This window comes from Streptomyces sp. NBC_00328 (assembly GCF_036139655.1).
In the GTDB taxonomy this organism is placed as follows: domain Bacteria; phylum Actinomycetota; class Actinomycetes; order Streptomycetales; family Streptomycetaceae; genus Streptomyces.
The window spans coordinates 5458329-5472981 of record NZ_CP108013.1; the positions used below are offsets into that span (position 1 = coordinate 5458329).

The following is a 14653-nucleotide window of genomic DNA, read 5'->3' on the forward strand; positions in this document are numbered from 1 at the left end:
GGAAGCTCTGTCCACAGGTGTGGGTGCCTGTAGGCGATAGCGGACACAATGGGAGGCGTGAGTCACACCAGCCTGTCACCGTTGCCCTCGTCCGATCGTGCCGACATCACCGCCCGGCTGCGGAGCGCGCTCCTAGGCGCCTCCTTCACCGCGGACGGTCTCCTCGACCTGCTCGGCGCCCCCGCGTACGCGGCCCTGGCACGCAGTGAGACCGTGCCCGCCCTCCGGGCGACCCGCGGAGACACACCGCTGGAGACGCTCGTCCGGCTCTTCCTGCTGCAGCAGCCCGTGCCGTACGCGCGTGTGGCGGACGTGCTGCCCGTCGAGGACGCCCTGGAATGCGGCTGGCTGACCCGGACGGGCGGGGACGAGGTCGCGGCGAGCGTCGACATCAGGCCTTACGGCGGGCCCGGTGGCGAGGACTGGTTCATCGTGTCCGACCTCGGATGCGCCGTCGGCGGCGCGGGCGGCATCGGCAGCAGGGAGGAAGGTGTCGTCCTCGGAGTGGGAGGCGCCTCCACGACCCTCGCCGGCATCACCGTGCGCACACCCGTCGACTCCGCGCTCGATCTCGGCACCGGCTCCGGGATCCAGGCCCTGCACGTCGCGCAGCACGCCACACGCGTGACGGCGACCGATCTGAACCCCCGGGCCCTGCACATCACCGCGCTCACTCTCGCGCTCTCCGGAGCCCCGGCCTCCGACCTGCGCCAGGGCTCCCTCTTCGAGCCGGTCCGAGCCGACGAGACGTACGACCTGATCGTCTCGAACCCGCCCTTCGTGATCTCGCCGGGCGCCCGGCTGACGTACCGCGACGGCGGGATGGGCGGGGACGATCTGTGCCGCACGCTCGTTCAGGAGGCGGGGGACCGGCTGAACGAAGGGGGGTACGCCCAGTTCCTGGCCAACTGGCAGCACGTGGAGGGCGAGGAGTGGCAGGACCGGCTGCGTTCCTGGGTGCCGCGTGGCTGCGACGCGTGGATCGTGCAGCGCGAGGTGCAGGACGTCACGCAGTACGCGGAGCTGTGGCTGCGCGACTCGGGCGACCACCGGGCCGACCCGGCCGACTATCAGGCGCGGTACGACGCGTGGCTCGACGAGTTCGAGGCCCGCAAGGTGAAGGCTGTCGGCTTCGGATGGATCACCCTGCGCAGGACGGCGGCGGCCGAGCCCTCGATCACGGTCGAGGAGTGGCCGCACTCCGTCGAGCAGCCGCTCGGCGATGCCGTACGTGAGCACTTCGAGCGGGTCGACTATCTGAGACGGCACGACGACGCGGGTCTGCTCGCCGGTCACTTCAGACTGGTGGCGGAGGTCGTGCAGGAGCAGGTCGGACTGCCCGGCGCCGAGGACCCGGAGCATGTGGTGCTGCGTCAACACCGGGGAATGCGCCGGGCCACCAAGGTGGACACGGTCGGCGCGGGCTTCGCCGGCGTCTGCGACGGCACGCTGAGCGCGGGGCGGATCCTGGATGCCATCGCCCAACTGGTCGGCGAGGACCCGGTGTTGCTGCGAGACCGGACGCCCGCACAGATCCGCCTGCTGGTCGAGCAGGGATTCCTGGAGCCGGTCGGGTAGCTGGTGATGCCGGGCGGGCGGAGCGGGCGCGCCGGGGCGCTGACACGCTTTCTCCGGCTCTCCGGCTCTCCGGCCTCTCCCGTCTGGTCCTCCGGTTACCTCCTGCCGGGGGCGGCAGGAGGTAACCGGACCGGCCCGGGAGGTCCGGCGTCCGTTGGTGCCGCCGCTGGTCGCGCTCGGCCGGACACCCGATCGGGATCTTCCGGGAGACGAAACCGGCCAACATCTGATGGACGGCGGATGCTTCCGCTCAGCCGTCAGCCGTCAGCCGTCAGCCGTCAGCCGTCAGCCGTCAGCCGTCAGCCTCCAGCCCCAGCCCAAGCGCCGGTGCCTGCGGCAGCACCAGTGCCTGTCCTTCCTGTCCGCTCATGCAGCCCTTTCCTGTTCCCGCGCTCCGCCCGTCCATTTCGAGGCGCTGTGGCGTGGGCGTAGCGGGGGACGGGAAGGACGGATTCGCCACAGTCGGGAGCGCAGGGGGCGCGTCGGCACGGCGGGGACGGCAGATGGGCACGCGGCGTCGGGTGAGGGTGTGGGCGCCCCATGGGGTGCTGGTTGCCCGGTGTTCACTGTGGGTTCGTACGTCGGCTGCCGGGGCGTGTCAGCCTCCCGAGCCTGAGAGTGCGGGGCGAAAGGACAGAGCCATGGAAAGCGGGCCGGCGATCTTCGTGGGGATGGTGTTCGCCCTGTTCGGAGGCGGGATTCTGGCCTGGACGGTGGTCCGGGTGCGGCAGGGCGAGCCGGTCGCCCACGGTGTGAACCGCGTCGCATCGGCGACCCTCGCGAGCGTCGCCGGAAGCGGGGCGCTGGCGCTCGGAGTGTGGTGCCTCACGCGCGTGTGAGACCGCGCGTGAGGACCCCGGTTCGAGTAACTGGAAAGTTACCCTCCGGATAGGCCCAGAAGGGCAGGTCGACACTCCGGGCGGCAGGAATGGCGGTAGTCGGGTTACCGTTCGAGTGGCCGTTGCGGGCTTTTCCCGTTTGACACGGGGGCGGGATGTACCGTCACACTCCGCAGCGTCAGCATGACCCGATCCCTCGGGAGCCAAGCCCCGGGGAGATTCCGCGTCGACCGGAGAGAAGAGCGAAGTTGTCCCCGACCAGCGACACCGCACACGGCGGCCGCCGACTCGTCATCGTCGAGTCGCCTGCCAAGGCGAAGACGATCAAGGGCTACCTCGGCCCCGGCTATGTCGTCGAAGCGAGTGTCGGGCACATCCGTGACCTTCCCAACGGCGCCGCGGAGGTGCCCGAGAAGTACACCGGCGAGGTCCGCCGCCTCGGCGTCGACGTCGAGAACGACTTCCAGCCCATCTATGTGGTCAACGCCGACAAGAAGGCCCAGGTCAAGAAGCTCAAGGACCTGCTGAAGGACTCCGACGAACTCTTCCTCGCCACCGATGAGGACCGCGAGGGCGAGGCCATCGCGTGGCACCTCCTGGAGGTCCTGAAGCCCAAGGTTCCCGTCCACCGGATGGTCTTCCACGAGATCACCAAGGACGCGATCCGCAGCGCCGTCGCCAACCCGCGCGAGCTGAACAAGCGCATGGTCGACGCGCAGGAGACCCGTCGCATCCTCGACCGTCTCTACGGCTACGAGGTCTCGCCGGTCCTGTGGAAGAAGGTCATGCCGCGGCTGTCGGCCGGCCGCGTCCAGTCCGTGGCGACCCGGCTCGTCGTCGAGCGGGAGCGCGAGCGCATCGCCTTCCGTTCCGCCGAGTACTGGGACCTGACCGGCACCTTCGGCACCGGCCGCACCGGTGACGCGAGCGACCCGGCCAACCTCGTCGCCCGTCTGACCTCGGTCGACGGCAAGCGTGTCGCCCAGGGCCGCGACTTCGACTCGCTCGGCCAGATCAAGGGCGCGAACACGCTCCACCTGGACGAGACGAACGCCCGCGCGCTCGCCGCCGCCCTCCAGGACACGAACTTCGCCGTCCGCTCGGTCGAGTCCAAGCCCTACCGCCGCTCGCCGTACGCGCCGTTCCGTACGACGACGCTCCAGCAGGAGGCCTCGCGCAAGCTCGGCTTCGGCGCGAAGGCGACCATGCAGGTGGCGCAGAAGCTGTACGAGAACGGCTTCATCACCTACATGCGTACGGACTCCACGACCCTCTCGGACACGGCCGTCACGGCCGCCCGTGCCCAGGTCACCCAGCTGTACGGCGCCGACTATCTGCCGGCGCAGCCGCGTACGTACGCCGGAAAGGTCAAGAACGCGCAGGAGGCGCACGAGGCGATCCGTCCCTCGGGTGATCGTTTCCGCACTCCCGCCGAGACGGGACTGACCGGCGACCAGTTCAGGCTGTACGAACTGATCTGGAAGCGCACCGTCGCCTCTCAGATGAAGGACGCGGTCGGCAACTCCGTCACCGTGAAGATCGCGGGCACGTCCGCCGACGGCCGGGACGCCGAGTTCAGCGCGTCCGGCAAGACGATCACCTTCCACGGCTTCCTCAAGGCGTACGTCGAGGGCGCGGACGACCCGAACGCGGAGCTCGACGACCGTGAGCGCCGCCTTCCGCAGGTCAACGAGGGCGACCCGCTGTCCGTCGAGGAGATCACGGTCGACGGCCACGCCACCAAGCCGCCGGCCCGCTACACCGAGGCCTCCCTGGTCAAGGAGCTCGAAGAGCGCGAGATCGGCCGCCCGTCGACGTACGCGTCGATCATCGGCACGATCCTCGACCGCGGCTACGTCTTCAAGAAGGGCACGGCCCTGGTGCCGTCCTTCCTGTCGTTCGCCGTGGTCAACCTCCTGGAGAAGCACTTCGGGCGGCTCGTCGACTACGACTTCACCGCCAGGATGGAGGACGACCTCGACCGCATCGCCCGCGGTGAGGCGCAGGCCGTGCCGTGGCTCAGGCGCTTCTACTTCGGCGAGGGCGACGCGGCCGGTGCCGCCGACGCGGGCAACGGCGACGGCGACCACCTGGGCGGCCTCAAGGAACTCGTCACCGACCTGGGCGCCATCGACGCCCGTGAGGTGTCCTCGTTCCCGGTCGGCAACGACATCATCCTGCGCGTGGGCCGCTACGGTCCGTACGTCGAGCGCGGGGAGAAGGACGCCGAGAACCACCAGCGCGCCGACGTGCCCGAAGACCTGGCCCCGGACGAGCTGACGGTCGAGCTCGCCGAGGAACTGCTCGCCAAGCCGAGCGGTGACTTCGAGCTCGGCGCCGACCCGCAGACGGGTCACCAGATCATCGCCAGGGCCGGCCGCTACGGCCCGTACGTCACGGAGGTGCTCCCCGAGGGCACCCCGAGGACGGGCAAGAACGCCGTCAAGCCGCGTACCGCCTCGCTCTTCAAGACGATGGCGCTCGACACGGTGACCCTGGAGGACGCCCTTCAGCTGATGTCGCTGCCGCGCGTCGTCGGCACGGACGCCGAAGGTGTCGAGATCACCGCGCAGAACGGGCGCTACGGTCCGTACCTGAAGAAGGGCACGGACTCGCGGTCGCTCACCTCCGAGGACCAGCTCTTCACCGTCACGCTGGAAGAGGCGCTGGAGATCTACTCCCAGCCCAAGCAGCGGGGCCGCGCGGCCGCCAAGCCGCCGCTGAAGGAGCTGGGCACCGACCCGGTCAGCGAGAAGCCGGTGGTGGTCAAGGACGGCCGCTTCGGGCCGTACGTCACCGACGGCGAGACCAACGCGACCCTGCGCTCCGACGACAGCGTCGAGGACATCACGCCGGAGCGCGGCTACGAGCTGCTCGCCGAGAAGCGTGCCAAGGGCCCTGCCAAGAAGACCGCGAAGAAGGCGCCTGCCAAGAAGGCACCAGCCAAGAAGGCGCCGGCCAAGAAGACCGCCGCCAAGAAGACGACGGCTTCCACGACGGCTGCCAAGAAGGCGCCCGCGAAGAAGACCGCCGCGAAGAAGACGGCGGCCTCCGAAGGCTGAGCCACCGGCCGGACCTGCCCGGTTCCCGGGCCACCGGCCGGACCCGCCCGGATCCTGAGCCACCGGCCGAACCCGATCGGTGACATGGACCACCGGTCGGATCCGGCGGCTTCCGAGCCGCAGTCCCCCGAAATTTCCGCGATTCCGGTGGCCTCCAACGGGACCGGGCCCACGTCAGAGAGCGGAAGCCCCTACACCATTTGGTGTGGGGGCGTCCGTTTGTTCGGGCACCCCTTCGGGGAGTCAGTGGGTCCGGATAGGCTGGCAGGATGACGCGAGCCGAGCAGCCAACGGCCCACAATTGGGCCCCCGACGAAGCCCTGGTCGCGGATTCGCGCGAGCGGGCCGTCCGCGCCCTGCTGCGTCAACCGCAGCTGAAGCGGTTGTGGAGCGCACACCTCGTGGGGGGTGTCGCGGACGTACTGGCCCTGCTCGTCCTGGTCGTCCTCGCCCTCCAGGCGGCGATCTCCGAGGGTTCCTTCGGCGGTGGCGCCCGCGGGGCCGCCCTCGCCGTGGCGGCAGTCTTCGGGACGCGCGTCCTGGCGACCCTGCTCTTCGGAGCCGTGCTCCTGGGGCCCCTGACGTCCCTCACCTCCCCCGACGGACCCCTCGACCGGCGCTGGACCATGCTCGTGGCCGACGGCCTGCGGGCCGCGCTCCTCATCGTCGCGCCCCTGTTCATCGACTGGACCCCGGACAACGCGCTCGCCGTGGTCCTGGTCATCGTCTTCGTGTCCGGAGTCGCCGAGCGGTTCTGGACGGTCTGCCGGGAGAGCGCGGCGCCCGCGCTGCTGCCCGCGCCGCCGCTGGAGGGCGCCACCGTGCGCCCGCTGCCGGACCACATGGACGCGCTGCGGCGGCTGTCCCTGCGTACCGCCTTCGCCGCGGTGCCGATCGCGGCCCTCACCCTGGTCGCCGTCTCCCTCGTCAGCAACATGCTGGGCGCCGGGATCGACTGGTTCCACCTCCACCAGGCCGCCCTCGCCTCGTACGTGGCGGCCGGACTGTTCGCGGCCTCCCTGTCGGTGGTCACCTTCCTCGAACTGCCCGACGCCCGCACCCCGCGCGCGCGGTCGCCGCTCGAAGGACTGCGCCGCCCGAAGACGGGCACGGCCGACGACAAGGGCCGCACCGGCGCGATCCCGCTCCTGGTGCCGGCCTGCGCGGCCGTCGCCGGGGCGATCTCGGCCGCCGTCGCCGTCGCCGTGCTGGACGCCATCGACCTGGGCGGCGGACCGGTGCTCTACGGGCTGCTGGTGCTGGCCCTGACCGGCGGCGTCGTCGCCGGCATCCGCACGGCCCCCTCCCTGCTCCCGTCGCTGTCGCGGCGCAGGCTGCTCGCGCTCGCCATCGCCTTCACCGGGATCGCGCTGCTGGCCGCCGGTCTCGTCCCGGACGTCACCACCGTGCTGCTGATCCTGGCCTTCGCCGGCGTGGGCGCGGGTGTCGCGGCGAACACCGGCCACGCGCTGCTCGACCAGGAGACCGAGGACTACCGACGGGCCCGCACGACCGAGCACCTCCACGCGGTGGTACGGGTCTTCGTGGCGGTCGGCGCGATCGTGGCGCCGCTGGTGGCCGCGGCGATCGGCCCGCACCGCCTGGAGAACGGCAAGTTCGTGTTCGCGCACGGCGGCGCCGCCTTCACCCTGATGCTGGTCGGCGCCCTGCTGCTGCCCGTCGCCGCCCTGGTGCTCGCCAAGGTCGACGACCGTTCCGGCGTGCCGCTGCGCAAGGACCTGCTGGACGCGCTGCGCGGTGGCGACGACCCGGCCCAGGCGCCCACCACGAGCGGCTTCTTCATCGCCCTGGAGGGCGGCGACGGGGCCGGCAAGTCCACCCAGGCGCAGGCCCTCGCCGACTGGATCCGGGCCAAGGGCCACGAGGTCGTGGTGACCCGCGAGCCGGGCGCCACGCCCGTCGGCAAGCGGCTGCGCTCGATCCTCCTCGACGTGTCGTCCGCGGGCCTCTCGCACCGTGCCGAGGCCCTGCTGTATGCCGCCGACCGCGCGGAGCACGTCGACACGGTCGTCCGTCCCGCGCTGGAGCGGGGCGCCATCGTCATCTCCGACCGCTACATCGACTCGTCCGTGGCCTACCAGGGCGCGGGCCGCGACCTGTCGCCCACGGAGATCGCCCGCATCAACCGATGGGCGACGGACGGGCTCGTACCGCATCTGACCGTTCTGCTGGACGTGTCGCCGGAAGCCGCCCGCGAGCGGTTCACCGAGGCGCCCGACCGGCTGGAGTCGGAGCCGGTCGAGTTCCACGCGCGCGTGCGGTCCGGTTTCCTGACGCTCGCCGCCGCCGACCCGGGCCGCTACCTGGTCGTCGACGCAGCGCAGGAGCCCGAGGCCGTCACCACGGTCGTACGGCACCGGCTCGACGTGATGCTGCCCCTCTCCGAGGCCGAGGTGAAGGCCCAGGAGGAGGCGCGCAGGGCGGCCGAGGAGGAAGCCCGGCGCAAGGCCGAGGAAGAGGCCGCCCGCAAGGCGGAGGAGGAGCGCCTGGAGCGCGAGCGTCAGGCCCAGCTCGCGAAACTGCGCGCCGAGGAAGAAGAGCGCAAGCAGCGCGAGCTGGAAGAGGCGCAGCGGCGCGAGGCCGAGCGCCAGGCGGAGGAGGCCCGGCAGCGCGCCGAGGAGGCCCGCCGCCGCGCCGAGGAGGAGCGGGTCCGGCTTCTCGCCGAGGAAGAGGCCCGCGCCGCGGAGCAGGAGCGGGCGCGCAGGCAGGCCGAGGAGGAGGCGCGGTTGCGTGCCGAGGCCGAGGCGCGCCGCCTGGAGAAGCAGCGGAAGGCCGAGGAGGCGCTGCTGCGGGCCGAGGAGGCCCGGCGGATCGCCGCGGAGGCGGTCGCCGCTTCGGCGGCCGCGGCGGCTTCGGCCGAAGCCGCGGTGTCGAGCGCCGGTACGGCTCCGAAGTCCGACGTCCCGACGGGTTCGCAGACCGGTGCGGGGACGGGACGCGACGCCGATGAGGCCTCGAAGCCCTCGGCATCCCCGACCGCATCCCCGTCCGCTTCCGCCTCCGCGTCGGCCTCCAGGCCTTCATGGGCGGTTTCCGCGCCGGACAACGAGCCGACGGTGCCCACGCCGGTCGTCACCGACCCGGCGGCGGTGGACGAGACCGCCGTGCTTCCGCCCGTACGACCGGGTGAGGGCCGCTCGGGCAGCCGCCTGGGATCCCGCTCCGACGTCGAGGACACGGCCACGCTTCCGAAGCCGCCGGTTCCGGGCGGGGCGGCGGACGAGACGGCGGTGCTGCCGCCCGTCTCCCCGGACCCGCGTGCGGCCGACGAGACGGCCGTCCTTCCTCCGGTACGGGGCAGGGGCGCGGGGACGAAGGCGGACGAGCCGTCCGGTGACCCCGCGGACCGGATGCCCCGGGGCTTCTTCCGCGACGAGCGGCCGGCGGCGGGACCCGAGGGCCCCTCCGACCGCACGAGGGAGCTGCCGCAGGTGGACGAGACGGGCGCCCCGCGCCGTAGGCCGCGTCCCGACTGGGCCGAGGAGACCCCGCTCGACGACCTCCCGACCCTGGCGGACGAACTGCTCGGCCCGCGCGAGGACGAGGACGACTGGGACGAGGGGCCCGGCCGCGGCAGGGGCGGACGACGACGCTAGTCCGGCCGACGCCGGGGGCTACGGCCTGGCAGGCGGTAGAGCGGTAGGGCGGCGGTGACGCGGGGAACGCGGAGCCGGCGGCGCATGCTGACGGCTGGCGCCCGGCGCCTGGCAGCTGATGGGTGACGGCCGATGGCTGGGCTCGGGGCCGTCTGCCGGTGTCCGGTGGGTCGGTGTCCGGTGGGTCGCGGCTCGCGGCCCACCGGGACGGTGCGACCCCGGCGCACGGCGGTCGGCGTTCGGTCCCGAGCCGGTGCACGGGCGGGTGTGCCCCGGTTGTCAGTGGCGACCCGCACAATGGACGACACGAGACAAAGTGCGACGGAAAGGCGGAGCCCATGCCTGTGTGGGACGACCTGGTGGGCCAGGAGAAGGTGAGCGAACAGCTCGCCGCCGCTGCCCGGGACGCCGACACCCTCGTCACGGCGGTCGCCGCGAAGACCCCGCCTCCCGAGGCGTCCAAGATGACGCACGCCTGGCTGTTCACGGGTCCGCCCGGATCGGGCCGCTCCACGGCCGCCCGCGCTTTCGCGGCCGCGTTGCAGTGCGTGAGCCCCGACCGCGCGCTCGGCGGAATCCCCGGCTGCGGGTTCTGCGACGGCTGTCATACGAGCCTGGTCGGCACCCACGCCGACGTGCAGATCGTCCGCACCGACCTGCTCTCCATCGGTGTCAAGGAGACCCGCGACCTGGTCCGCCGCGCCCAGCTGTCCCCCGCGGGCGGCCGCTGGCAGGTCATCGTCCTGGAGGACGCGGACCGTCTCACGGAGGGCGCGGGCAACGTCCTTCTCAAGGCCGTCGAGGAACCCGCCCCCCGTACGGTCTGGCTCCTGTGCGCGCCGTCCATCGAGGACGTACTGCCCACCATCCGATCCCGCTGCCGGCTGCTCACGCTGCGCACTCCGCCGGTCGACGCCGTGGCCGACATCCTCATCCGCCGTGACGGCATCGAGCCCGACGTCGCGGCGGCCGCCGCGCGCGCGACGCAGGGCCACATCGGGCGGGCCCGCCGCCTCGCGACGGACCCGAGCGCCCGTCAGCGCCGGGCCGCCGTCCTCAAGCTCCCGCTGCGGATCGACGACATCGGCGGCTGCCTCAAGGCGGCCCAGGAGCTGATCGACACGGCTTCCGAGGACGCGAAGCAGCTCGCCGAGGAGGTCGACGTCAAGGAGACGGACGAGCTGAAGGCGGCGCTCGGCGCGGTGCAGGGCGGCCGGATGCCACGGGGCACGGCGGGCGTCATGAAGGATCTGGAGGACCGGCAGAAGCGCCGAAGAACGCGGACGCAGCGGGACAGCCTGGATCTGGCGCTGATCGACCTCACCGGCTTCTACCGCGATGTGCTCGCCCTTCAGCTCGGATCCCGTCTGGCCATCGCCAACGCGGAGGCCGAGGACACGCTGGAACGGCTGGCCCGCGGCAGTTCGCCGGAGTCGACCCTGCGCCGTATCGACGCGATCGCCGCGTGCCGTAAGGCACTCGACCGCAACGTGGCTCCGCTGCTGGCGGTGGAGGCGATGACGATGGCACTCCGCGCGGGCTGACCCCCTCCTGCCCGCCCTGTCGGGGGCGACCCGACCGGGAGGACTCGTTCGGGGCGACCTGTCCGCGGTACCCGTCCGGGGTGATCTGGCGGGTGGGCGGTTGACCCGGTCACTCGTACGAGCCGCTTCCGGGACTGAAGGTGATCAATTGATCGCGCAAGGTTACGCTCGCGAGATGCACATGAGGCGCACCACACGGCCGACCCGACCCCTCCGTGCGAGCGGCGTGCTGCTGGCCGCCGCGGCGCTGCTCATCTCCGCCTGCTCCTCCTCGGAAAGTTCCACGACGACGGCCGCGACGACCGAGACGGTGCTCACCGTGCTGCCGCGCGCCACACCCTCGGCACTGGCGCCGTACTACGAGCAGAAGCTGAACTGGCGCAGCTGCGGTGTCCCCGGCTTCGAGTGCGCCACGATGAAGGCGCCGCTCGACTACGCGAAGCCCGGCTCGGGCGACGTCAGGCTGGCGGTTTCCCGCAAGAAGGCCACAGGTCCGGGCAAGCGGCTCGGTTCGCTGCTGGTCAATCCGGGAGGGCCGGGCGGTTCGGCGGTCGGCTATCTCCAGTCGTACGCCGGGATCGGCTATCCGGCGGACGTCCGTGCCCGCTACGACATGGTCGCGGTCGACCCGCGGGGAGTGGCCCGCAGCGAACCGGTCGAATGCCTCAACGGCCGCGCGATGGACGCGTTCACACAGACGGACACCACGCCGGACGACAGCCGGGAGACGGGCCGGCTCGTCGGGGCGTTCAAGAAGTTCGCCGAGGGCTGCGGCGCGCACTCGCCCGATCTGCTCCGGCATGTCTCCACGGTCGAGGCGGCCCGTGACATGGACATCCTGCGGGCCGTGCTGGGCGACGAGAAGCTGACGTATGTGGGGGCGTCGTACGGGACGTTCCTGGGAGCGACGTACGCGGGCCTCTACCCGGACCGGGTGGGCCGGCTGGTGCTGGACGGCGCGCTGGACCCGTCACTGAACGCGCGCAAGCTCAACGAGGAGCAGACGGCGGGGTTCGAGACGGCGTTCCAGTCCTTCGCGAAGGACTGTGTGCGGCAGAGCGACTGCCCCCTCGGCGACGCGGGCACGAGCCCGGACGAGGTGGGCAGGAACCTGAAGGCGTTCTTCCGGCAGTTGGACAAGGAGCCCATCCCGACGGGCGACCCGGACGGCCGGAAGCTCGGAGAGGCGCTCGCGACGACCGGGGTGATCGCGGCGATGTACGACGAGACGGCCTGGCCGCAGCTGCGTGACGCGCTCACCTCCGCCATGAAGAACAACGACGGCGCGGGTCTGCTCGCCCTCTCCGACAGCTACTACGAGCGGGACGCCGACGGTCAGTACGCGAACCTGATGTCCGCCAACGCCGCCGTGAACTGCCTCGACCTGCCGCCCGCCTTCTCGGGCCCGGACCAGGTGGAGCAGTCGCTCCCCTCCTTCGAGAAGGCGTCCCCCGTCTTCGGCGAGGGCCTGGCCTGGGCCTCGCTGAACTGCGCGTACTGGCCGGTCAGGAACACCGGCGAGCCTCACCGCATCGAGGCGAAGGGCGCGGCGCCGATCCTCGTCGTCGGCACCACCCGGGACCCGGCGACCCCGTACCCCTGGGCGCAGTCCCTGGCCTCCCAGCTCTCCTCCGGAACGCTCCTGACCTACGTCGGTGACGGTCACACCGCCTATGGGCGCGGCAGCACCTGCATCGACTCCACGATCAACCGTTACCTCCTCCAGGGCACCCCTCCAGAGAAGGGAAAGCGCTGCTCATAGCCCTGCCGGGCAGGTGCGGAGGGCCCACCCCGGGGCGTGTACGGAGCACTCGGGGAAACTGTGTAGACTTACCGACGTTGCTGATCGCACCATAGGTGTGGACAGCGCGCCGCCTTAGCTCAGATGGCCAGAGCAACGCACTCGTAATGCGTAGGTCTCGGGTTCGAATCCCGAAGGCGGCTCTGTGGAAGCCTCAGGACTCACTCGCCGTGACCTGGGGCTTTTGCTTTTACCGGATGCGACGGCGGGCGCGGGCGCGAGCCGCGCGACGGCCTCCAGTCTCAGTCCTAGTCTCAGTTGCGGACTCAGGGGCAGGTTCCGGTGAGGGCAGGAAGGCGTCTCCCATGCGGCGCATGGCGTCCTTCGAGAGATGCGAACGGCCCTTGACGTAGCGGCGCGTCTGACTGATCTGGGTGTGCCGCAGGATCTCCATGATGGTCGGCATGTCCACCCCCAACTCGTTCAGGATCGTGCCCGCTGTATGGCGGCTTCCGTCGTAGAGACGTCGGTCTCCGATGCCCGCCTCCGCCAGTAGCTCCTTGAACTCCTCCCAGTCGTCGCGGGGGTCGATGGGGCGTCCGTCGGGTCGCGTGAACCGTGGGCGTGCCGGTCAGCTCGCCTCTGCGGGCCCCCCGCCGGAGCGTGCGTTCTTCGGCATGGACATGGTCACGGTGTCGGTTGCCGGTATGTACGAAGGAGGCAAGGGGCCCGATCAGCACCCCAGCGAGGTCGTCACTCGGGAAGACCTGAACAACTTCGAACACCTGCGCAAGCTGGTCATCGGCATGAAGCTTGACGCGCAGTACGAGGTCATTCCGCCGACCGGAATCGTCAATCTCAACCGGGACAACCACGTCGTCATCTGCGGTCCTCGCCGCTCACCGATCGTGGCGCAGGTCCTCGAAGGGGATGACAGTCTTCGGTTTGAGAAGGACACGGCGTGGCACCTGGTCGATCAGGTGGCCGGGAAGAAGTACCGGTCGCCCTTCGACGAAGACGGGTCGGCCGGCGACATCGGTTACCTGGGGAGACTCCCCCGTCCGGACAGTAAGGGGACATTCCTTTACATCGTCGGCATCCATGCCATCGGGGCGAGCGGAGTCGTCCACTACCTGGAGAACAACCTGGCCGAGCTGTACCGAGACGTCCGCACGCGCCGCTTCTCCACCTTGATTTCGTGCCGTTACGACCCGAAGACGCTCGAAGTGCTGGAGAGTCGACGCGTCACCCCGCTGTACAGACACGAAGGCTGAGGATGCGCGTCGCCATTGACACCCAACCCGGTGGAGCCGCCCCCAACGAAGACTGGGTGGCAGCCACGCCGACTCTCGCCGTCGTGCTGGACGGGCTCAGCACGGCGGGCCTGGACACGGGATGCCGTCATGGCGTCCCGTGGTACGTGGCCCACCTCGGCAGTCAGCTTGTCGCCGCATTGGCGGACCCGGGTTGCTCGCTCGCAGCCGGCCTGGCGGGTGCGCTCGAACGAGTGGCGGCGCTGCACCCTGGATGCGACTTGGGCCACCCAGGGACGCCCTCGGCAACAGTCGCGGCCTTTCGGCAACGGGACGGGGTCCTGGATCACCTCGTCCTGGCGGACTCACCGGTCGTTCTCGAAGGCCGCCAGGACTTCAACGTGATCACTGACCTACGGGTGGACGAAGTCCTCCCCGAGCTGCGGGCCGAGGTCAAGCAGCACGAGACACATACGGCCGAGCACAAAGAGGCCCTGCGCCGGCTCATTGCAGACCAGCGGCAAATCCGCAACACGCCAACCGGCTACTGGGTGGCCGCAGCCGGCCCGGAAGCGGCGGATCACGCACTGGTGGGCAGCACTCCCTTCGAGGACGTGCAGGCCGCAGCGGTCCTATCTGACGGTGTGTCACGTCTCGTCACCGAGTACACCATGACGACGTGGTCCGAAGTCTTCACGATGCTCCGCTTCGGGGGACCGCAAGAGCTGATCGACACCGTCCGGAAAGTCGAGGCCACGGACCCCACGGGGCAACGGTGGCCACGCTACAAGTCGGGCGACGACGCGTCCGTCGCCTTTTGTCACTGGTGATCGCATTAGGTCAGCGACTGTTCCCAGTCTGGTACGGGACGCGCGCAGGTGTCGCTCTCGCTGCGCGGGCGTACTGGTGAGCATCGCCACCGTCATCCGGGTCGGTAACCCCGAGGCGGCCCTCCTCGTCCAGATCACAGCCGTACTCGAACTGGTTGGAGGATTCGAGCCTGATTGGCGCAGCGCCCC

Annotated in this window: 8 protein-coding genes, 1 tRNA gene and 1 pseudogene; 9 read left to right on the forward strand and 1 reads right to left on the reverse strand. The window is 70.9% G+C overall.

Annotated elements, in window-relative coordinates:
- Window positions 1-48 precede the first annotated feature (48 nt).
- The 7 genes from OG485_RS23960 to OG485_RS23990 all read left to right on the forward strand — a co-directional run bounded on the left by OG485_RS23960 (window position 49) and on the right by OG485_RS23990 (window position 12584).
- Window positions 49-1578 (forward strand): class I SAM-dependent methyltransferase, encoded by a 1530-nt coding sequence (locus OG485_RS23960; RefSeq protein ID WP_328670626.1) that lies wholly within the window; start codon window positions 49-51, stop codon window positions 1576-1578.
- Between the two features lie 641 nt (window positions 1579-2219).
- Window positions 2220-2417, forward strand: coding sequence for a hypothetical protein (locus tag OG485_RS23965; protein ID WP_328670627.1), 198 nt, complete (start codon window positions 2220-2222; stop codon window positions 2415-2417).
- A 248-nt stretch (window positions 2418-2665) separates the two neighbouring features.
- Complete coding sequence (gene topA, locus OG485_RS23970) at window positions 2666-5479, forward strand: type I DNA topoisomerase (RefSeq protein WP_328670628.1); 2814 nt, start codon at window positions 2666-2668, stop codon at window positions 5477-5479.
- Window positions 5480-5748: 269 nt separating this feature from the next.
- Window positions 5749-9096: a dTMP kinase gene (tmk, locus tag OG485_RS23975; protein WP_328670629.1), complete on the forward strand. Its 3348-nt coding sequence runs from the start codon at window positions 5749-5751 to the stop codon at window positions 9094-9096.
- A 338-nt stretch (window positions 9097-9434) separates the two neighbouring features.
- Window positions 9435-10640 carry a DNA polymerase III subunit delta' gene (locus OG485_RS23980; RefSeq protein WP_328670630.1) on the forward strand — a complete coding sequence of 402 codons (1206 nt, stop codon included), beginning with the start codon at window positions 9435-9437 and terminating at the stop codon, window positions 10638-10640.
- Window positions 10641-10815: 175 nt separating this feature from the next.
- The gene (locus OG485_RS23985; RefSeq protein WP_328670631.1) at window positions 10816-12402 is read left to right on the forward strand and encodes an alpha/beta hydrolase; all 1587 of its coding nucleotides are present in this window, start codon (window positions 10816-10818) and stop codon (window positions 12400-12402) included.
- Window positions 12403-12510: 108 nt separating this feature from the next.
- Window positions 12511-12584: transfer RNA gene (locus OG485_RS23990), tRNA-Thr, on the forward strand.
- 47 nt (window positions 12585-12631) lie between these two features.
- On the opposite strand, the pseudogene OG485_RS23995 reads toward OG485_RS23990, so the two are convergent.
- A pseudogene (locus OG485_RS23995) lies at window positions 12632-12997 on the reverse strand (tyrosine-type recombinase/integrase); the annotation flags it as partial.
- Between the two features lie 61 nt (window positions 12998-13058).
- On the opposite strand from OG485_RS23995, the gene OG485_RS24000 reads away from it, so the two are divergent.
- Together OG485_RS24000 and OG485_RS24005 are read left to right on the forward strand one after the other, a co-directional pair.
- The gene (locus OG485_RS24000; protein WP_328670632.1) at window positions 13059-13655 is read left to right on the forward strand and encodes a sigma-70 family RNA polymerase sigma factor; all 597 of its coding nucleotides are present in this window, start codon (window positions 13059-13061) and stop codon (window positions 13653-13655) included.
- Between the two features lie 2 nt (window positions 13656-13657).
- Window positions 13658-14464, forward strand: a complete 807-nt coding sequence (locus OG485_RS24005; RefSeq protein ID WP_328670633.1) for a hypothetical protein — start codon at window positions 13658-13660, stop codon at window positions 14462-14464.
- Window positions 14465-14653: the final 189 nt, after the last annotated feature.

What these genes read in the sequence shown, in the direction of transcription:
- OG485_RS23960 (WP_328670626.1), top strand. Translation starts at nt 49, where the DNA reads ATGGGAGGCGTGAGTCACACCAGCCTGTCACCGTTGCCCTCGTCCGAT.
- OG485_RS23965 (WP_328670627.1), top strand. Translation starts at nt 2,220, where the DNA reads ATGGAAAGCGGGCCGGCGATCTTCGTGGGGATGGTGTTCGCCCTGTTC.
- tmk (WP_328670629.1), top strand. Translation starts at nt 5,749, where the DNA reads ATGACGCGAGCCGAGCAGCCAACGGCCCACAATTGGGCCCCCGACGAA.
- OG485_RS23980 (WP_328670630.1), top strand. Translation starts at nt 9,435, where the DNA reads ATGCCTGTGTGGGACGACCTGGTGGGCCAGGAGAAGGTGAGCGAACAG.
- OG485_RS23985 (WP_328670631.1), top strand. Translation starts at nt 10,816, where the DNA reads ATGCACATGAGGCGCACCACACGGCCGACCCGACCCCTCCGTGCGAGC.
- OG485_RS24000 (WP_328670632.1), top strand. Translation starts at nt 13,059, where the DNA reads ATGGACATGGTCACGGTGTCGGTTGCCGGTATGTACGAAGGAGGCAAG.
- OG485_RS24005 (WP_328670633.1), top strand. Translation starts at nt 13,658, where the DNA reads ATGCGCGTCGCCATTGACACCCAACCCGGTGGAGCCGCCCCCAACGAA.